The 24,761-nt window shown below is 65.0% G+C and carries 23 protein-coding genes and 1 tRNA gene; 6 read left to right on the top strand and 18 right to left on the bottom strand.

The features are described 5' to 3' along the window. Positions 1-32 precede the first annotated feature (32 nt). From ACO06X_RS11590 to ACO06X_RS11635, 10 genes are all read right to left on the bottom strand, one after another. Positions 33-1,646: an NAD(P)/FAD-dependent oxidoreductase gene (locus ACO06X_RS11590; protein WP_421836430.1), complete on the bottom strand. Its 1,614-nt coding sequence runs from the start codon at positions 1,644-1,646 to the stop codon at positions 33-35. A gap of 103 nt (positions 1,647-1,749) precedes the next feature. Further along, the gene (locus tag ACO06X_RS11595; protein WP_421836431.1) at positions 1,750-2,526 is read right to left on the bottom strand and encodes a PilZ domain-containing protein; all 777 of its coding nucleotides are present in this window, start codon (positions 2,524-2,526) and stop codon (positions 1,750-1,752) included. 27 nt (positions 2,527-2,553) lie between these two features. Next, positions 2,554-3,420 (bottom strand): FAD:protein FMN transferase, encoded by an 867-nt coding sequence (locus tag ACO06X_RS11600; RefSeq protein ID WP_421836432.1) that lies wholly within the window; start codon positions 3,418-3,420, stop codon positions 2,554-2,556. A gap of 30 nt (positions 3,421-3,450) precedes the next feature. Then, positions 3,451-4,797: a DUF3570 domain-containing protein gene (locus ACO06X_RS11605; protein ID WP_421836433.1), complete on the bottom strand. Its 1,347-nt coding sequence runs from the start codon at positions 4,795-4,797 to the stop codon at positions 3,451-3,453. Beyond that, positions 4,788-5,006, bottom strand: a complete 219-nt coding sequence (locus ACO06X_RS11610; RefSeq protein ID WP_298174305.1) for a DUF4266 domain-containing protein — start codon at positions 5,004-5,006, stop codon at positions 4,788-4,790. The genes ACO06X_RS11605 and ACO06X_RS11610 overlap by 10 nt, the downstream gene beginning before the upstream one ends. A gap of 4 nt (positions 5,007-5,010) precedes the next feature. Then, complete coding sequence (locus tag ACO06X_RS11615; protein WP_421836434.1) at positions 5,011-5,484, bottom strand: TlpA disulfide reductase family protein; 474 nt, start codon at positions 5,482-5,484, stop codon at positions 5,011-5,013. 29 nt (positions 5,485-5,513) lie between these two features. After that, positions 5,514-6,302 carry a calcium-binding protein gene (locus tag ACO06X_RS11620; protein ID WP_421836435.1) on the bottom strand — a complete coding sequence of 263 codons (789 nt, stop codon included), beginning with the start codon at positions 6,300-6,302 and terminating at the stop codon, positions 5,514-5,516. A 154-nt stretch (positions 6,303-6,456) separates the two neighbouring features. Next, a tRNA-Leu gene (locus tag ACO06X_RS11625) sits at positions 6,457-6,541 on the bottom strand. Between the two features lie 128 nt (positions 6,542-6,669). Continuing rightward, the gene (locus ACO06X_RS11630) at positions 6,670-6,951 is read right to left on the bottom strand and encodes an integration host factor subunit beta (protein WP_067909296.1); all 282 of its coding nucleotides are present in this window, start codon (positions 6,949-6,951) and stop codon (positions 6,670-6,672) included. A gap of 179 nt (positions 6,952-7,130) precedes the next feature. Further along, positions 7,131-7,493, bottom strand: coding sequence for a GntR family transcriptional regulator (locus tag ACO06X_RS11635; protein WP_421836436.1), 363 nt, complete (start codon positions 7,491-7,493; stop codon positions 7,131-7,133). A gap of 231 nt (positions 7,494-7,724) precedes the next feature. On the opposite strand from ACO06X_RS11635, the gene ACO06X_RS11640 reads away from it, so the two are divergent. From ACO06X_RS11640 to ACO06X_RS11655, 4 genes are all read left to right on the top strand, one after another. Beyond that, positions 7,725-9,530 (top strand): peptide MFS transporter, encoded by a 1,806-nt coding sequence (locus tag ACO06X_RS11640; RefSeq protein WP_421836437.1) that lies wholly within the window; start codon positions 7,725-7,727, stop codon positions 9,528-9,530. Between the two features lie 5 nt (positions 9,531-9,535). Continuing rightward, positions 9,536-10,939, top strand: coding sequence for an amidohydrolase (locus ACO06X_RS11645; RefSeq protein WP_421836438.1), 1,404 nt, complete (start codon positions 9,536-9,538; stop codon positions 10,937-10,939). Beyond that, positions 10,936-12,270 carry an amidohydrolase family protein gene (locus ACO06X_RS11650; RefSeq protein ID WP_421836439.1) on the top strand — a complete coding sequence of 445 codons (1,335 nt, stop codon included), beginning with the start codon at positions 10,936-10,938 and terminating at the stop codon, positions 12,268-12,270. Before ACO06X_RS11645 ends, ACO06X_RS11650 begins: the two co-directional genes overlap by 4 nt. Before the next feature lie 74 nt (positions 12,271-12,344). After that, a complete protein-coding gene (locus ACO06X_RS11655) occupies positions 12,345-13,013 on the top strand; it encodes an NnrU family protein (protein ID WP_421839894.1) in 669 nt (222 codons plus the stop codon). 22 nt (positions 13,014-13,035) lie between these two features. Here the strand turns inward: ACO06X_RS11655 and dxs are convergent, their stop codons facing one another. From dxs to ACO06X_RS11675, 4 genes are all read right to left on the bottom strand, one after another. Then, on the bottom strand, positions 13,036-14,955 hold the full coding sequence (gene dxs, locus ACO06X_RS11660) for a 1-deoxy-D-xylulose-5-phosphate synthase (protein ID WP_421836440.1): 1,920 nt from the start codon (positions 14,953-14,955) through the stop codon (positions 13,036-13,038). A gap of 68 nt (positions 14,956-15,023) precedes the next feature. Further along, positions 15,024-15,503, bottom strand: a complete 480-nt coding sequence (locus ACO06X_RS11665) for a Fur family transcriptional regulator (RefSeq protein WP_421836441.1) — start codon at positions 15,501-15,503, stop codon at positions 15,024-15,026. Positions 15,504-15,556: 53 nt separating this feature from the next. Beyond that, on the bottom strand, positions 15,557-16,246 hold the full coding sequence (msrA, locus tag ACO06X_RS11670; RefSeq protein WP_421836442.1) for a peptide-methionine (S)-S-oxide reductase MsrA: 690 nt from the start codon (positions 16,244-16,246) through the stop codon (positions 15,557-15,559). Then, positions 16,243-16,380 (bottom strand): hypothetical protein, encoded by a 138-nt coding sequence (locus ACO06X_RS11675; RefSeq protein WP_421836443.1) that lies wholly within the window; start codon positions 16,378-16,380, stop codon positions 16,243-16,245. Before ACO06X_RS11675 ends, msrA begins: the two co-directional genes overlap by 4 nt. A 270-nt stretch (positions 16,381-16,650) precedes the next feature. On the opposite strand from ACO06X_RS11675, the gene ACO06X_RS11680 reads away from it, so the two are divergent. Continuing rightward, positions 16,651-17,190 (top strand): hypothetical protein, encoded by a 540-nt coding sequence (locus tag ACO06X_RS11680; RefSeq protein WP_421836444.1) that lies wholly within the window; start codon positions 16,651-16,653, stop codon positions 17,188-17,190. Between the two features lie 38 nt (positions 17,191-17,228). On the opposite strand, the gene ACO06X_RS11685 is transcribed toward ACO06X_RS11680, so the two are convergent. Both ACO06X_RS11685 and ACO06X_RS11690 read right to left on the bottom strand, forming a co-directional pair. Continuing rightward, positions 17,229-17,543 (bottom strand): hypothetical protein, encoded by a 315-nt coding sequence (locus ACO06X_RS11685; protein WP_298174330.1) that lies wholly within the window; start codon positions 17,541-17,543, stop codon positions 17,229-17,231. Positions 17,544-17,619: 76 nt separating this feature from the next. Further along, entirely contained in the window at positions 17,620-18,795 is a 1,176-nt protein-coding gene (locus tag ACO06X_RS11690) for an aspartyl/asparaginyl beta-hydroxylase domain-containing protein (protein WP_421836445.1), read from the bottom strand. A 79-nt stretch (positions 18,796-18,874) separates the two neighbouring features. Here ACO06X_RS11690 and ACO06X_RS11695 point away from each other — a divergent pair, with 79 nt between their 5' ends. After that, on the top strand, positions 18,875-19,909 hold the full coding sequence (locus tag ACO06X_RS11695; protein WP_421836446.1) for a hypothetical protein: 1,035 nt from the start codon (positions 18,875-18,877) through the stop codon (positions 19,907-19,909). 11 nt (positions 19,910-19,920) lie between these two features. Here ACO06X_RS11695 and ACO06X_RS11700 read toward each other — a convergent pair whose 3' ends face one another. Together ACO06X_RS11700 and ACO06X_RS11705 are read right to left on the bottom strand one after the other, a co-directional pair. Next, positions 19,921-21,492 carry a tetratricopeptide repeat-containing sulfotransferase family protein gene (locus ACO06X_RS11700; RefSeq protein WP_421836447.1) on the bottom strand — a complete coding sequence of 524 codons (1,572 nt, stop codon included), beginning with the start codon at positions 21,490-21,492 and terminating at the stop codon, positions 19,921-19,923. Positions 21,493-21,603: 111 nt separating this feature from the next. Next, positions 21,604-24,549, bottom strand: coding sequence for a TonB-dependent receptor domain-containing protein (locus ACO06X_RS11705; protein ID WP_421836448.1), 2,946 nt, complete (start codon positions 24,547-24,549; stop codon positions 21,604-21,606). Between the last annotated feature and the right edge of the window lie 212 nt (positions 24,550-24,761).

Below are 24,761 nucleotides of genomic sequence, written 5' to 3' on the forward strand. Positions count from 1 at the left end.
ACGGCATCACGGGCGGGCCTGCAAGGTGGCGCTCAAGCCGCAGCGCGATCCTTCGCGGAAGCGGCTTCGGAGCCGGTGATCCGCGTCGGCACATCGCGCACCGAAGCGAGCGCGGCCGCCTGATCCTCGGTGACCGGACGAGCCGGGATCGCGGTCTGCGCACCCTCATCGCCAGCCTCGTGATACTCGGCGTCTTCGTTGACACACCAGATGTCGTAAACGCGGCTGCCTGCGATGATATTTTCGACCGTGAGCATCGCGGTCATCATCGCGTGGTCCTGGTTGTTGTAGCGGTGCATGCCGTTGCGGCCGACAAGGTGCAGCGTCGGGTGGCTGGCTTCCAGTTCGTGGCGCATCGCGGCGACATTGGCGGCATATTCGTCGTCATAGACCGGATAGGCCTTTTCCTGACGGACGACCGCGCCGCCGATCACCTTGGCCGGATCGACGAGGCCGAGGATGTCCATTTCCTTCGTCGCCAGCTTGATCAGGTCCTCATCGCTCGAGGCCCAGAGGTCATCGCCCTCGAAGCAGAAGTATTCGAGACCGACGCAGGCGACGCTTTCGTCGGGCACCATTTCGGGCGACCACGAGCGGAAGTTCTGCACGCGGCCAACGCGGACCTTGCTGTCGTGAATGTAGATCCAGTTGTCGGGGAACAGGTCCTCGCTCTGGATCTTGAGTGCCACGGTGAGGAAGTCGCGGTACCTGAGGCGGCTGGCCTCCAGTGTCGAGGCCGGCAGCGGATGGAGGCGCGCGGCGAGTTCACGCATTGGTGCGGAGCTGATGGCATGCCGGGCGCGGATGACCGTCTCGCCGCCATCTTCGGCGCGGGTGGCCGAAAGGCGCCAGCCGCCCTGGCCGTCGCTGGCCAGCTGCTTCATCGCATGGCCCATCAGGACGTGGCTGCCAGCGGCGACGATCTTGTCGCGCGCGGCTTCCCACATCATGCCCGGGCCCTGGCGCGGATAACGGAAGGTTTCGAGCAGGGTCTTGGTCTGCATGCCGTCGTTCGGGCGCTTGTTGAGCCCAAGGCTGCGCTTCACGCCATCGAACACCGCAGCGCCGAGCGAGAGGCCCTTGATGCGCTGCGCGGCCCAGTCGGCGCTCATCTCGTTGCAGGGCATACCCCAGACCTTCTCGGTGTAGGTCTTGAAGAAGATCGAATAGAGCTTCTTGCCGAACTGGTTGCTGGTCCAGTCCTCAAAGCTCTTCACCTCCCGAATCGGGAACAGCTTCGTCCAGGCATAGCTCGCCATGCAGGTGGTCGAACGCCAGATGCCGAGGTTGCGCAGCGCCTCGAACGCGCGCAGCGGGTAGGAGTAGAACTTGCCCTCGTAGTAGATGCGGCTCATGCGCGGGCGCTGGATGAAGTCGTCGGGCAGGATCTCGTTCCACAGATCGACGACCTGCTGCGACTTCGAGAAGAAGCGGTGGCCGCCGATATCGAAGCGATAGCCCTCGTGCTCCACCGTGCGGCTGATGCCGCCGACATAGCGCGTGTCCTTCTCGATAATCGCGACCTTGAGGCCCCTCTTGGAAAGCAGGTAGCCGGCGGTCAGCCCAGCAGGTCCTGCGCCGATGATCGCCACATCGACCTGGACCTCGCTGCTATCCCCCTGCAGACCCGTGAAACCGTTACCCATCGCTAGCTCCCGCTCAAGCGTTCATGCCTTGGCAACGGAAGTGAACGAAAATGGCTAAGAGACGGTTAACGTTGCGGGCGGGATCAGCGAAACCCCAGCAGGGTCAGGCTTCACCGGAGGAAGGCTGATTCGCATGCGGCTTGGCGTGGTCTTCCAGAGCCTGTGCGAATTGCAGCGGTGCTGAAATGCGGGCCAGCTCTTCGAGCCGGAACGTGTGTTCGAAGATCAGGCCATAGCGCGGATGGCTGCGCCAGCGGACCTTGGCATAGAGCGGCTGCGTGACACCGGTTTCGAGGCGGATCAGCTCGTTCATCAGCAGCCACTTTTCCGATTCCACGCAGGCACCCTGCTGAGACAGGTTTCGGAACAGCACGGGCACAGCCTCGCCCCCCGAATGCAGCACGCCGCCGAGCGCGATCTGCACGCGGATCTGGCGTTTGGGGAACGCGCCGCGCGATTCGTCGAGCAGCCGTTCGACATCGATTTCCTGCGGGAAGCGAAGCCCGGCATAGTCGTCTGCATGCCAGACCAGTTCGACCGGGTAACGATCTCCGGTCATCAGTTCCACGGCGAGGTCCCGTGCGTGCGGCAAAGGCGAGAAGAGGCGGATCTTGAGGCCAGTGGCCGAGGCGTCGCGGATGATGCAGAGAAATTCGCGTCCGTCGGCGATGATCTTGGCAGTGCGAATCAGCAGGGCATAGCGCGGTGCGGAGCGAAGCTCCGAACCGGGGGGCGCACCCATCTGATTCTGTCGGGAGTTCCCCGGCAGTTGCTGATCCTGTGCCAAGCCTAGTTTCCCCTCGCACATCCCCCCGGACCCTTCCGGCCAGATGTGCGCTCCGCTGTGCGGACAGCCTTCTAACGCACTGATCATTGACATGTTGTTACCCGAGGTAAGTCGCCCAGGTTACCAGAGCACCCAGGCTTCGGCCTTTTCCGACTTGAGAAACGTCTCCGCCTCTCGGCCCAGCAACATGGCGAGAGTGGATAGTGTGCCGGCTTGCACACAAGTCCGTGCCGCCACGGTGACCGAGCGCGGCGGGCTTTCCACCGGCCACCCGGTGCGTGGATCAAGGATGTGGCTGTAGCGCCTGCCCTGCTTCAGCAGGAAGCGCCTGGCATCCCCGCTCGTCGCGATGGCGCCTTCGCCGATCTGGAGGAGCCCGCTGGAGGCCTTGGCCGGATCGAGCGATTCGATGGCCACGGCCCAGCGCCCGCCCGCCTTGGCCCGCGTGGTCCGCAGATCGCCGCCGAAATTGATCAGGGCCGGGCAATCGGCGGCCGCCATGATCGCCATCGCCGCGCGATCGACCGCGTATTCCTTGCAGATCCCGCCGAGATCGATTTCCATGCCCGGCGGCAGGATAAGGCGGGGGCGCTCCCACTGCACCTTGCCCCAGCCGACCAGCGGCATGAGCGCGGCGACCTGCTCCGGCGCCGGCACGCGGTCCGATCCGTCAAACGTCCACGCACGGCGCAGCACGCCCGAGGTCACATCGAAGCGCCCTTCGCTCAGCGCATGAACCTGCGCGGCATAATCGATAAGGCCGGCGGTCTCCTCGTCGACCTCGACCGGCTTGCCGCCAGCGTTGTTGATCGCCCAAACCACGCCGGTCGGCTTGTAGCGGGTGTACTTTTCCTCGATCCGCCGGGCTTCGGATTCCCCGATTCGCGCCAGTTCCGCTGCGAGCAGACTGTCGCGGCTTTCCACCTGCACTTCGCAAGGCGTACCCATCGCAGTGAAGCGATGCTTGTGGACTCCCGCCGATTTCATCGCCTTGGCCATCGCCAGTCCACCGATCTTCTAATGCCAGGTATAGCGCACTCCGGTGATCAGACTGGTCGATCGGGTGCCGGCAAACAGGTCAGTCCGCGCCAGCACGCCGGGGGCCGACCGATCGAACCGCAACCCTTGCTGCACATATCGCTCTGCCACGCCATAGATTTCCAGCCGCGAGGTCAACTGCGCCCCGGCCTTGAGCGAGAAGGTCCAGGCTCGAAACCGCGAGAGACGGCTGTCCGCACTGACATAGCGCGGGGCGGGTACGTCGACGCCGAGATACGGCGCGAAGAAGCGTGCGGCGGTCTGGCGATAGAACCGCAGCCCTGGCTCGAGATAGGCCGCTTTCCCGAGCGGTACGTGCTGGGAAAGCGCATAGGTCATCGCCGTGATGCCCCAGCTATCATGATACCAGCGCACCGAAGCGTCCGTGACCGCAGAACCGAGCGCAAACTTGGTCGCCGCGTAAATGCTGCTGCGTCGGCGCACGCCGGGCCGTTCCTCGTAGATGGTGTAGAACGGATCACCGGTGGCGCTGTCGACCAGCGTGAAGACCTTGTAGGGATCGGTGTGATAGCCGCGACTGACGCCGTAGCTGTAGTTCAGCTGCACCAGCCAGGTCGGGCTGAGAATCTGCGTGACCCCGGCGACGAGGCTGGCGACGCGCTTGACCCGGGATCGCGCCACGATCTGATCACCCATGAACGACTGGGCGCGCGGAATGCCGGTGAAGGGCCGCACCGTGTCGTGCTCGAAATTGAAGCCCATCGAGAGCGTGGTGTTCTTGCCCCACAGATCCTTGGCGACCGAGGCGCGTGCCGACCAGGATGTATAATCGGTTTCGAACGAAGCAGCCCCGCCCAGGCTGAGCTTGAAGCCATCCTCAAGCGGGAGCGTCACCCCCAGGTCATAGGCCTCGCGGTGATCCTTGAACCCCTTGTCCACCGGCAGCTGGCCCGGTGCGACGGTGTAGCGGCCGGACGCGCCGGTCTGGGTATCGGGGGTGGTCCCCAGCCCGCTGCCGATGCTCGTCTTGCTCGGCGGGTAGAAATTCTGCGGATAGCGCGATCGGACACCGCCATTGGGCGTGGCGCCGGTCAGCGCATCATAGGTCAACCGGCCCGAGACGACGGCGCCGCTGGCCGCGTTCCAGGTGATGGTGGAGGAGGCTTCGACGGCGCGGACACGGTCGTCGTCCTCCTGGTAGATGAGGAGCGCGGAATCGGCGACCATGGTGCCTGGTTCGCTGGCCGTCTGGTCATAGGCATTGGCGGCGGCCCCTTCGGATTGTGCTGCAACCGGCTGGGCGCCCAGCAGCGCCCCGGCGAGCATGCCGAGCGTTGCGGACAGCCCGCCGCCATTCAATTGCACCCGCAGCCTCCGCCATCGAAGCTGCGTCCGCCGGACGCGGCCTCCTTGCTGAAATAGGTGTGCTCGTCGAAGGCAATGATCGACGGATCACGCCCGAGCTGCATCGATTTCCTCGCCAGCACGTCGCGCTGCCAGGGCTGGGCACCGACATGCGCGCAGGCACCCAGCAGCGGCAACACGGCGATGATCAGGAGACGGGCGCAGCGCATGGCCTCAAGCCTCCTGCACGAGCTGGGCAACATGGCTCTCGTATTCGCGCAGCTTGCCGGGAAAGAACCCCTGCTGGCGGAAGCGCATCGCGCCCTTGCGGTCGAACACCAGCGAGGTCGGCATGTCGGCCACCTTCCATGTCTGCGCCAGATCGCCGGCCGCGTCATAGATGACCGGCAGACTGGAGCGGACCTGCCGCAGGAAGGCATCCGCCGCCCCGCGCTGGCGGTCCACGTTGACGGTCACCACGGCAAGGTCGCCTGCCGGATAGCGCCCGGCGAGCTCCTGCATGAAGGGGAAGGACAGCTTGCAGGGCCCGCACCATGAGGCCCAGAAATCCAAGTAGACGACCTTGCCGCGATACCTCGCAAGTTCGAGCGAGGCAGCCGCTTGGGCAGGCGTGCAGAGCCCTGCCAGCGCCGTGCCGGCCAGCCCGCCCAGCACCGTGCGGCGCGATATCGGAACTTGTGCATCCATCAACCCGAAGCGCCCCCCCGCGCAGAAACTCACAAAACGAAATCAGTCGATGTCAGCGTGTGGATTCCAAGGATCTTGATGCAGAAGTCAGCCGTCGTATCGCCATTCGTGTTGCCGTAGACGTAGGTGTTGCCACCGATCACATCGTAGCGGAGCTCGCGCCCGGTGTTGATGTGGAAGCGGTTATGCCCGATGAACACGAAGGCCTGATCGCCCGGCTGGTTATATGGCGTAGCCGAGCTCACCGCATCGACGAGGCTGAGGTCGATCTTGTCGCCCGCCGTGAAATCCACGATCACGTCGGCCCCGGTCGAGGTCTTGCTCGCAAAATCGCCATTGGCAAAGACGAACCTGTCGTTGCCCGCACCGCCGGTCATCGTATCCATGCCGGTGCCGCCGATCAGCTGATCCGACCCGGCGCCCCCGTCGAGAATATCGTTGCCGGCAAGTCCCTTGAGGATGTTGTTCCCGCTGTTGCCGGTCAGCGTGTTGGCCAGCGCGTTGCCGGTTCCGTTGATGGCAGCCGTGCCCGTCAGCAGAAGATTTTCGACAAAGGCGCCCAGTGTGAAGCTGACGCTGGCCTTGACCAGATCGATCCCTTCGCCGGTCAGCTCGATCACCCTGTCGTTCACGGAATCGACGATGTAGATATCATCGCCCGCGCCGCCGTACATGGTGTCATCACCGGTGCCACCGTCGAGCAGGTCGTTGCCGCCCAGTCCCTTGAGAATATCCGAACCGGCAAGCCCTGTAATCTGATCGGACCCGGTCGTCCCGTTCAGCGTATCGGCGTTGATCGTACCCTTGATGACTGCCATGACCAGCCCCCCACCTGCAGCGTTCTGCTGGTGTGTGGGCGGCGCATGTTAACCCGCAGGCAATAAGTATTCTTACTTGGTCCTAACCAAACCACTCTGCGGCAGAGGGACCGATGGCCACGGCGAGGCGAACCCGCGTCGGGGCTGCACCACCTGGTACGGACGGCGGGACTCGAACCCGCACGAGCTGAGCTCAAGGGATTTTAAGTCCCCTGCGTCTACCATTCCGCCACGTCCGCACATGATGGGCAGGCTCTGCGCGATGGCACAGAGCAGCGGGCACGGCAACGCCCGACGCGGTCCTCGCGCCGGTGGTTGCCGTCTGGACGCCGGGTAGCCGCGAGATAGACCCCGCAGACAGCCCGCCTTACTCGGCGTTGAGCCGCAGCCGCATGTCCTTGCCGGGCTTGAAATAGGGCACACGCTTGCCCGGAACCTCGACGGAATCGCCGGTCCGCGGATTGCGTCCCTTGCGTGCATCGCGCTCACGCGTCGAAAACGCGCCGAAGCCGCGCAGTTCCACGCGGCCACCTTCGGCAAGGCGCTTTGCTATCTCGTCGAAGAACACGTCGACCACGCGTTCGATCTCTTCGCCGCGCATGCCTGGGCTCTGTTTGGCAAGCGCCTGCAACAATTCGGATCGGATCATCCGCATCCCCCCTACTTGCATGCCGGAAACAGCGGGTGCCCTTTAGGCTTGATCCGCGCCGCCGACATGACTCCTTCCGGGCGAGTCCCGGTCCGCTGGAGCCATGCGAGTGTGCCAGACCACAGGCGGTGCAGCAACTTATCAATCGTTATACGGCAAGGGATTAGCACCAAGAGTGCTCAGGTTGGTTCCGGCTCGCCCAGCAGCGCCGCCGGATCGAGATGCAGCCGCCGCATGCGCGCCCTGATTTCGGGCCATTCGTGGTGCAGGAACGCCTCCCGCTCGCGCGTCCGCAGCGCTTCTGCCGCGCCCGGCGCGACGAACATGCCCACCCCGCGCTGGACCTGCACGAGCCCTTCGGTCTGAAATTGCTGGTACGCCTTGGCCACTGTGAGCGGATTGGCAGCCTCCGCCGCCGCGTAGGCGCGCACCGACGGCAGCATGGCGCCTTCCGCAAACGTGCCATCCAGAATCGCGGCCGCGATCTGATCGCGCAGCTTCAGGTAGACTGGCCGCCCTGCGGAGGAACTCGAAGATGTCATAGGTGATGCGGTGCCATAATACAGCGAGACGCGCAACAGAGCGCAACAAAGTTACACATTGCGGCGGTTCTGCGCCCTGTCCGATCCCGAAAGGCACCCATCTCGCACGAAACCACCTTGCCTCCTGATTCTGCTAGGAAAACTGTGACAAGAACCTTCCCAAGACGCGGTTAGGCGCTAATCATGCTCGCAAATTCCGCACAGGATGCGCGAGGGGAGCCTTTTCACGCCATGACAGAACCGCTTGGAGCCGCTGTAGACGCCGCGCCGACCCGAGCCACGCGCGATGCCAGCTGGTTTGGCCACCCGGCACAGCTGGCCCGGCTGTTCACGACCGAGGCGATGGAGCGGTTCGGCTACTACGGCATGCGCGCGCTGCTCACGCTGTATCTTGCGCAGCATTTCCTGTTCAGCGACACGACGACGACGGGCCTCTACGGGGGGTTCACCGCGCTGGTATACCTGACCCCGCTGATTGGCGGCATGATGGCGGACCGGTTCCTCGGCTCCAAGCGCTCGGTCAAGTTCGGCGCCATTCTCATGAGCCTTGGCTACGCCGTGCTCTGCTTCTCGAGCACCGGCGGCGCGGCCAAGCCCTATGCCACGATCGAGGGCACACGGTATGAAGTGACCGTCGAAGGCATCGGCGAAGCCCGGCGCCAGTATATCACTGACCACGGCGCTGCGCTGCGGATCAAGGGCAACGAGGACAAGACTGTCTCGCTGCTGCGCGAGGACGGCGGCGAAGCGCGCCGCATTCGGGCAGGCGGGTTCGAAGCGGGCGGGGAACGCAATCCGCTCTATACCTTCCTCCTCATCACCGGCCTCGCTTTCGTCACCGTGGGCAATGGCTTCTTCAAACCCAACATCTCCACCATCGTCGGCGAGCTCTATGAACAGGGCGACCGGCGGCGCGATGCGGGCTTCACCATCTTCTACATGGGCATCAACCTTGGCTCGCTGTTCTCGCAGATCCTTTGCCCGCTGCTCGCAGTCGGCATGGGTTCGTGGGGCGGTCTGGGCTGGTGGGCGGGCTTTGCGCTGGCGGCGGCGGGCATGGCGGTCTCGTGGCTGCTGTTCCAGTTCGATGGCGGCAAGCTCGATGGCTTTGGCGAGCGGCCAGCGGGCGCGAACCCTTCGCGCGATATCCTCGTCTACATCGGGGCGATCCTGGCAGTCCCGCTCGCCTACCTGCTGTTCGCGAACCTCATGGCCTATGTGAAACCGCCCGAGGGCAGCGGGCTTATCGGCTATATCGCCAGCCTGCCGATCATGGGCAAGATCATGTTCGGCACCTTCATCATCGCCATCCCCGGCATCCTGCTGTGGTCATGGCAGAACGGCGACAAGCGCGAATTCGAGATGATGGTTGCGGCGATCGTGCTCATCACCTTCAACACCGTGTTCTGGACCCTGTTCGAGCAGGCCGGTTCCTCGCTCACGCTGTTTGCCGATCGCAATACGGACATGAGCGTGTTCGGCCTGTTCTCGATCACGGCGGGGCAGACGCAGTTCTTCAACGCCCTGTTCATCGTGGTGCTGGCGCCGCTGTTCTCGATCCTGTGGGGCGCACTGGCGAAGCGGGGGATGGAACCGGGCATCCCGGTCAAGTTCGGCCTCGCACTCGTCGGTGTCGGCGCGGGCTTCCTGTTCCTGGTCTGGGGCGCGCAGTTTGCCGGGCCCGATTTCAAGGTCGCGCTGTGGTGGCTCGCCGGGCTCTACCTGATCCACTCGATGGCCGAGCTGTGCATTTCCCCGGTCGGCCTCTCGATGGTGACCAAGCTTTCGATCGCCCGGATCGTCGGCCTGATGATGGGGACATGGTTCCTCTCGATCGCGGTGGCGCAGTATGTCGCTGGTGTTGTTGCACAATTCGCCAGTGTGGAGACGGTTGGCGGCGAAGTCACCAACCTCAAAGTGAGCCTTGAGACCTATGTCGGCGTGTTCCAGACCATCGGCGAAGTCTCGGCGGTGATCGGCCTGGTCCTGCTGGTGCTTTCGGTGCCGCTGAAGCGGCTGATGCATGGGGTGAAGTGACAGGCATGCACGGGATACAAGCGATGGGCCGCGTGGCCACGCATATGCTGGCGGGGCTCGCCCTGCTCGCATCGCCCATGGCGGGCATGGCCGAGACGAAGCCAGCCCCGGCCACCGGGCCAGCCTGGCAGGAAAACCCCTACCCCTCGACGTACAAGGCTTATCCGGGCGAACCCACCGCGATCGTTGGCGCCACGATTTTCGATGGCACCGGCGGCGAGATCGCGAACGGCACCGTGCTGCTGCAGGGCGGCAAAGTAGTGGCCGTTGGCGACGCGCGGCTCGCCGTGCCCGATGGCTATCGCCGGATCGATGGCACGGGCAAGTACGTCACCCCCGGGGTGATCGACATTCACAGCCACCTCGGTGTCTACGCCAGCCCGCAAGTCGCCGCGCATTCCGATGGCAATGAGGCGACCGCGCCGACCACGCCGCAAGTCTGGGCGGAACACAGCGTGTGGCCGCAGGACCCCGGCTTCAGCCGCGCGCTCACCAACGGCGGTGTGACGACGATGCAGATCCTGCCCGGCTCGGCCAATCTCATCGGCGGGCGCTCGGTCGTGCTCAAGAACGTTTATGCCCGCACCGTGCAGGCGATGAAGTTCCCCGGCGCGCCCTATGGCATGAAGATGGCCTGCGGCGAGAACCCCAAGCGCGTCTACGGCGGAAAGGGCCAGATGCCCTCCACACGCATGGGCAACATGGCGGTGGACCGCCAGACGTGGATCAAGGCGGCCGAATACCGCAAGAAGCGCGCCGAGGGCAAGCTGACCGACCGCGACCTGGCCATGGACACGATGGCCGATGTGCTCGACGGCAAGATCCTCGTCCAGAACCACTGCTACCGCGCCGACGAGATGGCGCAGGTGATCGATATGGCCAAGGAGTTCGGCTACAAGGTCACCGCCTTCCACCACGCCGTGGAGGCCTACAAGATCGCCGACCTGCTCAAGGATAACGGCATCTGCGCCGCGATCTGGGCGGATTGGTGGGGCTTCAAGATGGAAGCCTTCGACGCCATTCCCGAGAACGCCGCGCTGCTGGCCGATGCGGGAGCCTGCGTGATCATTCATTCGGATGACGCCAACGGCATCCAGCGGCTCAACCAGGAAGCCGCCAAGGCCCGCGCCGCCGGCAAACGGATGGGCATCACCATTCCCGATGGTGAGGTGATCCGCTGGATCACGCTGAACCCCGCCAAGGCGCTCGGCATCGACAAGCAGACCGGCAGCCTTGCGCAAGGCAAGATGGGCGATGTCGTGCTGTGGAACGGCAATCCGCTCTCGGTCTATTCCCGCCCCGAAAAAGTGTGGATCGACGGCGCCCTGCTGTTCGATCTCGGCGATCCGAAGCGGCGGCCGGTCAGTGATTTCGAACTGGGCCTGCCGGGTGAGGGAGACGTGAAATGAAGCGGACCGCCCTTCTCACCGCCGCGCTGCTGCTCGCCGGCACCGCGCTTCCGGCCCGCGCAGCCGATGCGCCCGCCGCTCTGCCATCCGGTGATTTCGCCGTCACCAACGCCGTGATCGCCATCGGTGACGGCAGCGCACCGATCCCGGGAGGGACCGTGGTGGTGCGCGGCGGCAAGATCGTGGCCGCCGGCAAGGCCATTGCGGTCCCCGACGGCATCCCGGTTATCGATGGCACCGGCAAATGGGTCACGCCCGGCCTCGTCACCGCGATGACCGATCTTGGCCTCGTCGATGTCGGCGCGGTCGATGAAAGCAACGACAGCTATGCCGGCACGGCGCGCTTTTCGGCCGGGCTCGATGTTTCGGTCGCGATCGATCCCGATGCGCCGCCGGTCGCCATCAGCCGTGCCAGCGGGATTACCCGCGCGGGCGTGGCTCCGGTGGCCGCAAACGCAATCTTTGCAGGGCAGGGCGCGGTGATCGATCTGGCGCAGAACGGCCCGGGCGCGGTCGAGCCACGGGTGTTCCAGCTCGTCGAACTGGGCGAGCGCGGTGCCGACCTTGCCGGCGGCAGCCGGGTCGCGGCGCAAGCGCTGCTGCGCAATGCGCTGCGTGAAGCACGCGATCTTGCGCAGGCCAAGCCGGGCAAGGATTCTGCTGCGCAACCGGCCGACGCGCTGCTGACCCGCGTGGATGCGGCCGCGCTGATCCCGGTGGTGACTGGCAAGCAACCGCTTTTCGTCCATGTCGAGCGGGCAGCGGACATTCGCAGCGTAATCGCGCTGGGCCGCGAGTTCCCCGCGCTCCGGCTGGTGATTGTCGGTGCTGGCGAGGGGTGGCGGGTTGCCAGCGAGCTCGCTGCAGCCAAGGTGCCGGTGCTGGCCAGCGCGCTGGCGGACCTGCCGAACACGTTCGAAACGCTTGCCGCCACCCAGTCCAATGTCGGCAGGATGACTGCTGCGGGCGTGAAAGTAGCGCTGGGCGGCTTCTATGACAACGACCAGCCGCGCTATGCGCCGCAGTTTGCGGGCAATCTTGTCGGCCTTTCGCGTGTGCCCGGAGCGACCGGGCTGAGCTGGGGGCAAGCGCTTGCGGCGATTACCTCGATCCCCGCCGACATCCTTGGCGAAAGTACCGCGTTCGGCAGCCTGAAGCCCGGCCTGGCGGCAGATGTCGTAATTTGGGACGGTGATCCGCTTGAGGTATCATCCATTCCGGTTACAATATACATAAGTGGCAGGCCGCAGCCACTGGTCAACCACCAGTCAAGGTTGCGTGAGAGATACCGCCACTCCAGTGAAGGGGCGTTGCCCAAGGCATACGAATGACCATGCGAAGCTCTCGCATGGTTTGATAATAACAATAAGCACGGAAGGACCGAACCGTGGATACAGCAACCGTGATGCTCGCTGTAGGCATGTCCGCATTTGTCGGGACACACCTCCTTATGTCTCATCCCTTGCGCGCCGGAATGGTTCGCCAGTTTGGACAGGGCGGTTTTCTGGGGATCTATTCCCTCATTTCACTGGTCGCGTTCAGCGGCGCAGTCATTGCTTTCGGCAAGGCATCATCCTCTCCGCAATTGTGGGACGGACAAGCCGTGGTGCCATGGGTCCTTGCCTCGGTGCTCACCCTGGTGGCCTCCGCTCTGTTCCTTGCCTCGCTTGCCGGCAATCCGGCTCTGGCCGGAACCGATGTGGCGGGCCTCTCGACCAGACTGCCGCATGGCGCCTTCAAGGTCACCCGCCATCCGATGATGTCGGCCTTCACGCTCTGGGGGGTGGCCCATATCCTGGTGGCCCCCAATGCGCGCACCCTGATCCTTGCCGGGGGCATGATCGCTCTCGCGGTGATCGGCTCGCGAGGGCAGGATGCCAAGAAAGTGGCGCTGCACGGGCAGGATTGGCGCGTCTGGATGAAGCGCACGACTTTCCTGCCAAACCCGGCTGCCCTTGGCCATCTCGGGCTCTACTGGTTGGGCGCAGTTCCGGTCTGGCTGCTGCTAACGTGGCTGCACCTCAAGATGGCGCTGATCCCCGCTGGCATCTGGGTGTGGTTCGAACCGTACTGAAGACGTAGAGCGCGCGCGCCGATCAGGCGCGCGCTTCCTGCACCCCGGCACTGTTGTGGCGCAGCGCCTTGAGCACCGTATCGACAATCTGCGGGGCATTCAGCCCGGCCGTGTCATACTGCTTCTCCGGCGAATCCTGATCCTGGAACACGTCGGGCAGACGCATGGTGCGAATGCGCAGACCGGCATCGGTCAGCCCTTCGTCGCTCGCCATGGTCAGCACATGAGCGCCGAGGCCGCCGATCGAGCCTTCTTCCACTGTCACGATGACCTCGTGCGAGGCCATCAGTCGGCGGATCAGCGCCTCGTCGAGCGGCTTGGCAAAGCGCATATCAGCCACCGTGGTCGGCAGGCCCTTGGCATCGAGCAAGTCCGCAGCCTTGAGCGCTTCGGCCAGACGTGTGCCGAGCGAGAGGATCGCGACCTTGCTGCCCTCGCGCACCAAACGGCCCTTGCCGATTTCGAGCCGCTCGGGAACTTCCGGCAACGCAATGCCCACGCCGTTGCCGCGCGGATAGCGGAACGCGATCGGCCCGCTGTCATGCAGGGCGGCGGTGTGGACCATGTGAACCAGCTCGACCTCGTCGGCCGCCGCCATCACCACCATGTTGGGCAGCGTGGCGAGATAGGTTACGTCGAACGAACCGGCATGGGTTGCGCCATCGGCGCCCACGAGGCCCGCGCGGTCGATTGCGAAGCGCACCGGCAGATTCTGGATCGCCACATCGTGCACGACCTGATCGTAGGCGCGCTGCAGGAAGGTCGAATAGATCGCGCAGAACGGGCGCATGCCCTGTGCGGCGAGGCCTGCGGCAAAGGTCACCGCGTGCTGCTCGGCAATGCCGACATCGAACAGACGGTCGGGGTAGGCCTTGGCGAACTTGTCGAGCCCGGTGCCCGAGGGCATCGCCGCAGTGATCGCACAGACAGTGCTGTCGCGCGCGGCCTCCGCCAGCAGGGCCTGGGCGAAAACGTTGGTATAGCTCGGCGGGCCAGCAGCGCTCTTGGCCTGCTCGCCGGTGATCACATCGAACTTCTGCACGCCGTGATACTTGTCGGCCGCGTTCTCGGCTGGGGCATAGCCCTTGCCCTTCTGCGTGACGACATGGACGAGGCACGGGCCCTCCGCCGCATCGCGGACGTTTTCGAGCACGGGGATCAGCTGATCGAGATTGTGCCCGTCGATCGGGCCGACGTAATAGAAGCCCAGCTCCTCGAACAAGGTGCCGCCCATCGCCATGCCGCGCGCGAACTCGTCGGTCTTGCGCGCCGCCTTGTGCAGCGGTTCAGGCAGGCGGCGCGAGATCGCCTTGAACATTTCGCGCAGTTCGAGAAACGGCCGCGAGGAAACGAGCCGCGCGAGATAGGCCGAAAGCCCACCGACCGGCGGCGCAATCGACATGTCGTTGTCGTTGAGGATGACGACGAGGCGGTTGCCCGCTGCGGCCGCGTTGTTCATCGCCTCATAGGCCATGCCCGCGCTCATCGCGCCGTCGCCGATCACCGCAATCGCCTTGCCCGGCTGGTTCGCCAGCTTGTTGGCCACGGCAAAGCCCAGCGCCGCCGAAATCGACGTGGACGAATGCGCTGTGCCGAACGGATCGTATTCGCTCTCGCTGCGCTTGGTGAAGCCCGAAAGCCCGCCGCCCTGGCGCAAGGTGCGCATGCGGCTGCGGCGGCCGGTGAGTATCTTGTGCGGATAGGCCTGGTGACCAACGTCCCAGATCAGCCGGTCGCGCGGTGTCTCAAACACATAGTGGATCGCGGTGGTCAGTTCGACCACCCCGAGGCCAGAGCCGAGATGCCCCCCGGTCTGGCCGACCGTGGCGATCATCTCATCGCGCAATTCATCGGCGAGTTGGCGCAATTGCGAAGGTTGAAGCTTGCGAAGGTCGTCAGGCGTATCGACCGTATCGAGCAGCGGCGTAACCGGATTAGACATTAAGGTGTCTTACACCCTTGCATCGGCTCTGTCGAACCCGTCTTGCAGGTAAACTGACTGATTGCCGATCAGCCCTCGCCCGCATCCGCACCGCATGCCCCGCAGCGGCCGCGGATCTCGACGACCGGGCGTACAGCAGCAAAACCGGCGCGGTGTGCCGCATCACGCAATGCCCCCGTCAGCCTGTCATCATCGATGTGCGTCGCTTCGCCGCAGGCATCGCAGATCAGGAAGATGCAATCGTGGTGGCAGCCGGGGTGGCTGTTCGCCACATAGGCATTCGCGCTTTCCACCCGGCGCGCGAGATTGGTGCGAACAAACAGGTCGAGAATGCGATAGACGCTGTTCGCCGCGACCCGCTTGCCGCGCCGCGTGCCGACGCTTTCGGCAATATCGTAAGCCGATGCCGGCTTTTCGTGGGCCGCCAGCGCCTCGAACACGTCGTTGCGCATATCCGTCCACTGCTCGCCAGCCGCCTGTAGCGTTCCGCGCGCTGCATCGACCAGCTTGTCACCGGCAAAATCGTGATGGTTGTGTTGGCCCGCCATGACAGGGAAATAAACCGCCTTGCGGCTAAGCGCAAATCCGGCGTGCTGCCGGTTCAGCCGCGCGTGAAATCGGGCTTCCACAACCCGGGGAAAGCGCGCTTGAGGGCGGCGACCTTGGGCACGTCCCACATGCGGATATAGCCGTGATCCGGGTTCTTCAGCGCGAAGTCCTGATGATAGTCCTCAGCGGCGAAAAAGCCGCGATTGGGCTCGATTGCCGTCACGATCGGCCGCTTCCACAGGCCCGCCTTCCTGAGCTGAGCAAGGTAGGCGGCGGTGACCCGCGCCTGTTCGGGATTCTGCGGCACGACCGCGTTGCGATACTGGGTGCCGGTATCAGGGTACTGGCGGTTGAGCTGGGTGGGATCGCTCGCCACCGAGAAGAACACCTGCAGCAGCTGATCGTAGCGCACCACTGCCGGATCATAAGTGATCCGCACGGCTTCGGCATGACCGGTCGTGCCGGAACTGACGATCTCGTAATGCGCGTCGGTGCGCTTGCCGCCCTCGAAGCCGGACACCACGCTGCTTACGCCCTTCACATGGCTGAACACCGCTTCCATGCCCCAGAAGCAACCGCCGGCGAACACGGCGGTCTTGAGGCCCTTGGCCTCCTTCGCCTGAGCCACCGATGCCGGCGCGGAAACCCCCGCCTCGGCCTGCGCGGGCTGGAGACAGGCAGCCGCCAGCGAAGCGGCGAGCGCGCCGCCAAGGATGCGGAGCGGCAATCGCATGCGGCTCATCGCGGCACCTGCATTGTAGCAGCGGGTGTCGCGGCCTGCGCCTGCGGCACGCCGAAAGTAAACACCATCGCGACCGAGCCAAGCGCGAAGCCCAGTACCAGAGAGCGAACGAGATCCTTGCTGAAAAGCGTCATTCCATTTCATCCAACCTGGCATGCGCGGATGGCCGCACCGCTCTGGCACAGGCTCTGCCGCATTGGTCCCGGCCCGGGTGTGAACCGGGACACAGTGGTGCCGCAGTACCATTCGCTTGTTCCGGCCAGATGGTTACGGGCTCGCCGATTACAAGGTGCGCCGTGCCGCGAAACGGCCTGCACCTTACCGGGCCGCGAGGGTTCGATTGACCTTCGCTGCGACGCGCGCGAAGAAGGCGTCCCGCAAGCCCCCCGTGGAAAGGAAAGACCATGCTTCGCCCTATGCCGAGCTGCATTGCCCTTGGGGCGATCGCGCTTGCCGCCGCACCGCTTGTCGCGAGGGACAAGCCCGCGCTGCCGAAGGAGCTGCCGCAGGTGTTCGAAGCGGTGGTCAACTGCCGGGCGCTGACGACCGACAGCGAACGCCTCGCGTGCTATGACCGGAGCGTCGCCGCGCTCGCCGCAGCGCGCGACAAGGAAGACATCGTCGTCGCTGACCGTGCCACGATCCGCGAGACCAAGAAGGGTCTGTTCGGCTTCACCTTGCCCAAGCTCAAGCTGTTCGGCGGGGCCGAAAAGGACGGCGACGAGGTCAAGGAAATCGAGAGCACAATCTCGGCGGTGCGCGATACCGGCGATGGCCTCGCGATCTTCACGCTGGCCGATGGCGCGCGCTGGAAGCAGACCGACGGCGGCAATGCCTTCGCACGGCCAGGCGTGGGCATCCGCATCAGGCGCGGCACGCTGGGCAGCTACCTCGCCTCCATCGACAAGGGCGCCTATGTGCGCGTGGTGCGCCTTGCGCAGTAGTGCTGGCCCTGCCGGTTAGCCGGGCCAGCACTACGCCGTCAGTTCGCCTGATTGATCGACTTGCTGGTCATCGCCTCATAAGTATCGCGCGCGGTCTGGTTGCCCTGCCGTTCCATGGCCGCCCACTGCGACATGGTGTGGCACGTGAAGGTCTTGTGGACGAGCGAGCCGGTTTCCTCACTGCGGCGGCAACGGATGAAATCGGGATCGTTGACCGAACGGCCCTTGTTGAAGGCGCGGATTTCCGATTGCGACATCGCAGTCGGGTCCTTCTCGAGCGCCGGAAGCTCTGTGGCGGAAACCGCCGTGGTCGCCGCAGCAGCGGCAAGAGCGAACAGAAATGACGCAGGCATGCGTGATGGTCCTCTGAATTCGGGGAATGCGCATTTGTACCGTGACGCCGCGGCGCGGGCAAGGCAGCGCGCGGTGTTAACCTAGCGCCGCATCATTCGCCGCGAAGTATGCGGTTATTGCAGCACACTCCCGTTCGGAGAGATGCGGATTCCATGCATCGATGATCAGCACAGCGCGCCGTGCATCGCTGTCGTTCCATGCTTCATGCTCGATGGTGTCGTCGAAGGCGAAGGCCTGGCCTTCGACCCATTGGCGCGTTTCACCGCCAACCCGGAAACCACAGCCCGGCGGGACATCGAGCGCGAGATGGACGATCGCCCGCGTGTTGGTGACGCCGGTGTGTGCGGGAATACGGCTGCGCGGGCGCAGCATCGAGAAGAAGGCATTCGGAGCGCGCCCGGGAATCCGCGCCAGTGGCAAGCTATCCAGTACCCGCGCCGTGTGGGGGCAACGCTCGATCGCGGCCGCATTCGGAACCCCGTATTCCCACAGGAAGCAGGCGGACCAATCGAGCGAGCCATCGAGAGCGGTCCACTTGTTCTCGGGGCTGCCCGGCTCCATGCGAACATAAGGCCGGATGGCTTCGCCCGGTTCCGCCAGCAAGGCGTCCAGTTCGGCTCGGATCGCGCCGGCCTCGGCTTCCAGCACCGCGAACCAAGGAAAATGGCGCCGATCGAAGAACTCGTCGGCAGGCAGGAACGGGTAGTGGAGCCCGGCGCATTCATTGACATAGATACGCCGCTGGCCGAGCGCGGCTGCTGCAAAGGCGTCGATCCGCCGGCGTTCGGTTTCATCGCGTGCTTCGGCATCGAAGGACAGCGCGGCATTCGTGGCTTCCGCGATGCGAGAGCGCAGATTGGCGCAGAAAACCTCACCCGCTGCCAGCTCGGCGCGCACCGGTTCCGGCAGGCCCGGGAAGTGCTGGGCCAGCTGCTGCACGCCGTCCCACGCGATCAGCGCCTTGGTCTCTTCACCTTCGCGCTGGAGAAGTTGCGCCATGCGGAGCTGCGCAGTGAAATCGAGCCGATCAAGGTCGAGCGCGCGTTCCAGCGCGAACCGCTCGCCGGCAAGATCGCTACCCATGCGGCAGGCCAGCGCCAGATTGATCCACAACGAAAGCGCCCCGGGATCAGCCTCGGCAGCTTCGCGCGCGGCAAGGATCGCGCCCGGTGCATCACCGGCGCGCAGCGCGGCCATGGCGCGGGCGTTGGCGGCCTGAGCCCTGGCCCGATCGATAGTTTGCGATTTCATCGGCGAAAGTGTCTACAGCCCCGCGCCTGTCAGGCAAGCGGCGTTGCAGCAGCGCGCCGTGCGCCGTAAGGCTTGGCGCATGGCATCCGCTCCGTTCGATCCTTCCGATGCCGAATGGCTCGCGCACCGGTTGGTCGAAGGGACCGATGCGGTCCGTTTTGCCCGCGTGCCGCGCGCGGCCCATGCCGCCATGGCCTTTCTGACCGACGATGGCTTTACCGCGCATTTCGGCGCAATGCCGCCGCAGGTCGATGTGCCCGCCACCCAGCTTCTGGCGCGCTTTCCCGGCAAGCCCCGGCTTGGCCTGCTGTTCCACTCCGCCTTCTGCGGCTCGACTCTCCTTGCGCGGGCCCTTGCCGAACCCGGCGTGGCGATGGGCCTTTCCGAACCGGTGATTCTCAACGATGTGGTTGGCATGCGCAGGCGCGGAGCGCCGCCCGCTGCGGTTGCCAGGAGCGCAGATCTCGCCCTGCGTCTGCTCGCACGGCCATTCGCAGCGGGGGAGAGCGTGGTGGTCAAACCATCGAACCTGCTCAATCCCTTTGCCGAACTGCTGCTGGCGCTGGCGCCGGATGCGCGCGCCCTGTTCCTTCATGCCCCGCTCGAAACCTTCCTTGTTTCGGTAGTGCGCAAAGGCCTGCCTTGCCGCCTCTGGGTTCGCGAGCTGATGGAGGGTTACCTGCAGGCCGGCATCGTCGCCCCGCTCGGCATCACGCCGGAAGACGTGTTCCGGCAGAGCGACCTGCAGGTTGCCGCCACGGGCTGGCTCGCGCAGCACCGGCTGTTCGCCGCGCTGGCGGCAAGGATTGGTCCGGCGCGGCTGCGCACCTTGACCTCGGAACAGCTGACCGGCGATCCGGCGCGCGCGATTGCCGCAGCCGCCGCGCACTATGGTCTGGCGCTGGACGCAGCGGCGATCGCGCGGATCGCGGCGGGGCCTGCATTTACCCGGCATTCCAAATCCGGCGCGGCCTTCACGCCCGATCAGCGTCGCGGCGAATATGCTGCTGCCCGCGCAGCGCATGCGGACGAAATCGATATGGTGCATGGCTGGGCGGTCGAGGTCGCGCGCGGGGCCGGCATCGCAATGGATGCGCCCCTGCCATTGCTATAAGTCCCGCTTCTTCACGTCGCGTAACCCAGCTTCTCGATCCACGGCTGCAGGATCGGCATGACCGGCGCGAGGTACTCGCCATAGGGTTCCCACTGCCGCGTGCCATCGAACAGGCCGCGCCGGACCTGCCGCGCGCTGGCGGTGGAAACGCCGCGCGCGCGGGCGGTGCGATCGAAGCGCCTGAGATCGTCGGTCCATGCGAGGCCGACGAACTGGCAAATCTCGCGCGTCATCACGTCAAAGTCCTGCACCATGCGGTGATAAGGCACCTCGAGAACGGAGAGCGGTAATCGGGCGAGGGCCAGTTCAGTCAGCCGCATCAGGGCATCATAATGCCGCGCCGCCCCTTCCAGCGTGGTGAAATCCATCGCCGCATTGCTGAGCGCGAAACTGGTGCGGAAGCAGCTCCACACCACATCGCGCGGATCGCGGCGAACGAGCAGCACTTTTGCGGCAGGAAACAGCCGCGCAATCAGCGGCAGGCGGATCGATTTGAGCGGGTCCATGTCGACGAGCGTGGTGCCCGCCGGATCGCGGCCGAGCGCTTGCCCCGCACGCTGCCAATAGGCGGAGCGATAAGGGGCAAGTGCCGCCTCATCCAGTGCAGCGAATCGGGGCAGGCCGTCGGGTTCGGCAAGGAAAGCCAGGTCCGCCTCCCGCAGCGTCGGCATTTCCTCGATCGCCGCCGTACCGGGTAGCGAGGCCAGCACGTTTTCGAGCAGCGTGTTGCCGCTGCGCGGGTAACCGAGCACGAAGATATGCGGATTTGGCGGGGGCGGCGCCCCTACAGGCCTGCCCGAGAGATCCATCGCGGCCAGCCCCGCAGCAACACCCTCGATGAATTCGCGGTGGGGCGGCCGCCCAGCGAACGTGGCAGCATGGATGACCGCGAAGTCCTGCTTGGCGCGGGCATAGGCGGCAAACGCGGCGGCAGGATCGCGCAGGCGATTGCAGGCATCGCCCAGCGCGTGGAGCAATTCCATCCGCTCTGGCGAAGGCTCCGGCATCCGCGCCAGCGCAGGTTCGACGAGGCGGCGCGCAGCCTGCGCCTCGCCTGCTTCGAGTTCGATCGTGGCCAGCGCGGTAATCGCGGCTGTATTGGCGGGATCGTCCGTCAGCGCCGCGCGGGCATGGTGGCGGCCCGCCTCGGCCTCACCGTCGCGCGCGGCGATCGCGGCGAGCCCGGCATGCGCCGCCGCGCGCTGCCCGGCGTGGGTGGGCGCAAGGGCAATTACCTCGACATAGCAGCGCTTGGCCTCATCCATCACCCCGCCAGCGGCCATCACAAAAGCGCGTTCCAGCCAGGCCTCGGCATAGCCCGGCGCGATGGCGAGGGCAGCATCGCAGCGGAGCGCGGCGTCACGCAGGCGGCCGGCGGCGCGGTGAAGCCCGGCAAGGCCGACCATGGCTTCCACTTCGCGCGGGTTCATCTGCAGCGCGCGTTCGAACAGCGCCAAGGCGCCGGCCTGATCGCCCGAGACCGCGCGATACCACCCGAGCGTGGTGCAATCCGCCGCCGTACCTCGGCCTGCGCCCAGCGCAGCGGCAGCGGCCCGTGCGGCGGTTTCCAGATCTTCGGACATCGCCCAGCCATCAACCGTGCCCGGCGGAAGGTCAACTCCTGCTGCCGGCGCACACAAAAAAGGGGCGGGCATTGCTGCCCGCCCCCTGTTTGGCATTCTGATCGGTGAGGATCAGAACTTGACGCGAGCGCCGACCGCGAAGCGGCGACCCAGAGCGTCGTACGACGACGGATAGGTGTTGCCGCTGTTGTACGAGGTCGAACCGATCGTGTTGCCGACGATCGGCGGCTTCGTGTTGAACAGGTTCTGCACCGTGAAGGTGAAGGTGAACTGCTCGACATTGAAGCGCGTCGTCACGTCGAGGTAGTCGAACGCGTCGATCTTGTTGAAGTCGACCTTCTGACCGCTGAGCGCACCGCTGTCAGCCGGGATCGTCCCGTTGAAAGCGTTGCCATCTTCATAGCGCGCGCTCGACTGGTGACGCCACAGCAGCGACAGGTCCATGCCACGGAGGCTGAACGTGTTCTGGACGGACCAGGTGTGGCGCGGCTGGATCGAACCGGTGAACGAGCAGTTCACCGAGTAGAGGCCAACGCATTCACGATCGATGCTCGTCGGGGTCGCCTTGAACTTCGAGTGGAAGGTCACGTTCGCCACGGCGTTGAGCGTCCACTTCACCGCACCGATCGGGCGCGAGTAGTTGAGGATCACGTCAAGACCGTCGGTGAACAGCTTGCCCTGGTTGGTGAGACCACCGAACAGGCCCTTCGTCGTCGCCGGGCTGCCGTCGAGACCGCCGGTCGCCGGATCGCGGCGAATGATGGTGCAAGCCGGGTCCGTCGCGCTGGAGGCGGTAACGTTGCCGAAGCAGGCAGAGACAAGGTCACCCGGAAGCGGCGTACCGATCTGATCGGTGACCTTGATGTTGTAGTAGTCGACCGAAACCGAGAAGCCCGGCAGGAACGACAGGTTCTGAAGCACGGCGCCGAGCGTGTAGGTCGTGGCCTTTTCCGGCTTCAGGTTGATGTTGCCGCCCGAAGTGATGTTGGCCTGTGCCGCAGTCGGGTTGAGGATCTGACCGATCGAGTTTGCCGGAGCGCCCTGCGCAAGGCAGATCGACCGGAGGTTCGCATTGGTCAGCGGAGCCGCACCGGCGCAAGGATCAGCCGCGAGGTTGGTCAGGCCAACGGTGTTCGGCGTGAACAGTTCGGCGATGTTCGGCGCACGAACGGCGCGCGAGTAGTTACCGCGGAACTTGAGCTGCTCAACCGGTTCCCAGCTGCCGCCGAACTTGTAGGTCCAGGCTTCGGTCTTCCCGCCGCCACGGACGCTGTACTTCGAGTAGCGCACGCCGCCTTCGGCGGTCAGGCTCTTGAAGAACGGCTTGTCGGAAATCAGCGGCGCCACGAGTTCGCCGTAGCCTTCCCACACGCTGTAGGCACCGTCGATGTCCGGAGCAGCACCGCCCGCACCGCCGAGTTCACCCGGGGTCTTCGACAGGGTGTCGGAGATCTGGGCTGCGTGATACTTGCGGTACTCGGCACCAGCCGCGAAGCCGACCGGCTCGCTGGCAGTCGGAACGGTGAAGCCGAAGTCACCCGAAAGCAGGCCGCGGACCTGGAGCAGCGAGGTGTTGTTCGCCGTAGTCGAGGGCGACAGCGTGTAAGCAGCCTGCTCCGGCGAGATCGAGCCGGCAGCGCCGAACAGGTTGATCGGAACGCAGCCGTCGTTGCCGCTGAGGCACGAGTTCGGGTTGGTCGCCAGCAGGGCATCCTGCACGCGCGACTTCAGCACGTAACCGGTGATGGTCTGCAGACGGTCGCTCTCGCCGTAGCTGGCGCGAACGTCCCAGTTCACCGTCTTCGTCAGCGCGCCGCGGAAACCGAGCGAGTAGTCGAAGATGTTGGTGGTGTACTGCGAGTTGCGGGTGCCGGTTTCGACGAAGCGGCGACGCACCACGGTGTTGAAGGTGCGGTAGTTCGGATCCGTCGGATCGGTCGCGGCGCGGGCAGCAACGCATTCCGCATCGGTCAGGCCGTTGGCGGCGCAGAACTGGCCGGCAGCGCCCGCGGGCAAATACGGGTTGCTGAAGGGGATCTTCATGCTCTCGGCGAAGAGACCCGAAGGCGCGATGATCGTCTTGACGGTGTTTTTCGAGAACAGGCCGCGCGTGTAGACTTCAACAGCGTCGGAGAGCTGGTAGTTCGCCTGGGCGAAGATGTTGAAGCGCTGGAACGGCGTCTGGAAGATGTTGTACGGGTTGAAGTTGAAGGCGTTGAACCCGCCAGTGGTCTTCAGGAAGCCGGTTTCAGGGTTGATCTGGCGATTGGTGCCGTTGATCGAGAACCGCGACGGGGCCGTGGTGCCCGAACCGCCTGCCGTACCCGAGAAGCTGTCGAGCTGGACGTTCGAGAAGTCGCGTGCGCCCTGATAGACGGGGTTCGACTTCTGGTAGCCGATGCTCAGCACCGCGTTGCCGCGGCCGTCGTCGAAGTTGACGCCGGTGGTCACGTCGGCACGGAAGTAGTTGCCGTCACCCTGCTCGGTGATCTGGTCCGACACCGCGATATCGACGCCCGCGAAATCCTTCTTGGTGACGAAGTTCACCACGCCGGTGATCGCGTCCGCACCATAGGTGGTCACGGCCGCACCGGTCAGGGCATCCACGCGGCTGACGAGCGCCAGCGGAATGTTGTTAAGGTCGACGCGGCCCTGAAGGTCGGCCGGGACGATGCGCTGGCCGTCGAGCAGCACGATGTTGCGGTTCGAACCGAGGCCGCGAAGGTCGACGTAGTTCGAGCCGGTCGCGCCGTTGTTCACTGCCGAACCGATGTTCGGAACGATACCGGGAACCTGACGCAGAACTTCTTCCGCGGTGTTCGACTGCTTGAGGGCAATCTGGTCGGCCGTGGTCACGTTGACCGGGGTGGCCTGGACGAGGTTCGGGTTGCGGATAAGGCTGCCGGTGACGACGATGGCGGTGGGTTCGTTGGTCTCGGTAGCAGTGTCAGCCTGCGGAGCGGCTTCCTGCGCGAAAACAGGAGCCGAAACGAGCGCGAGCGCGAGGGCGAAAGGCGCGGCACCCGCCCTCAAGGCGGCGTTGTTGTTGGTCTTCACGTGTCCAGTCCCTTCAAAGGGCGGCCCCAACCCCTGATGGGATCCCCAAGGCCGCCGGAAGAAGTCCCTCGACCGACATTGCCTCTGGTCCGGTCTGCGCCGGGCATGACAGATGGCATTCGATCTCTGAGGAACGGTGGGGCTTACTGGTGGATTTTACGGGGGTCATGGAAGGATGTTCTGCAACGCATCTGCAAAACGTCCCTGCTATG

The sequence above is a fragment of the Novosphingobium sp. genome (assembly GCF_965229225.1).
Taxonomy (GTDB): Bacteria; Pseudomonadota; Alphaproteobacteria; order Sphingomonadales; family Sphingomonadaceae; genus Novosphingobium.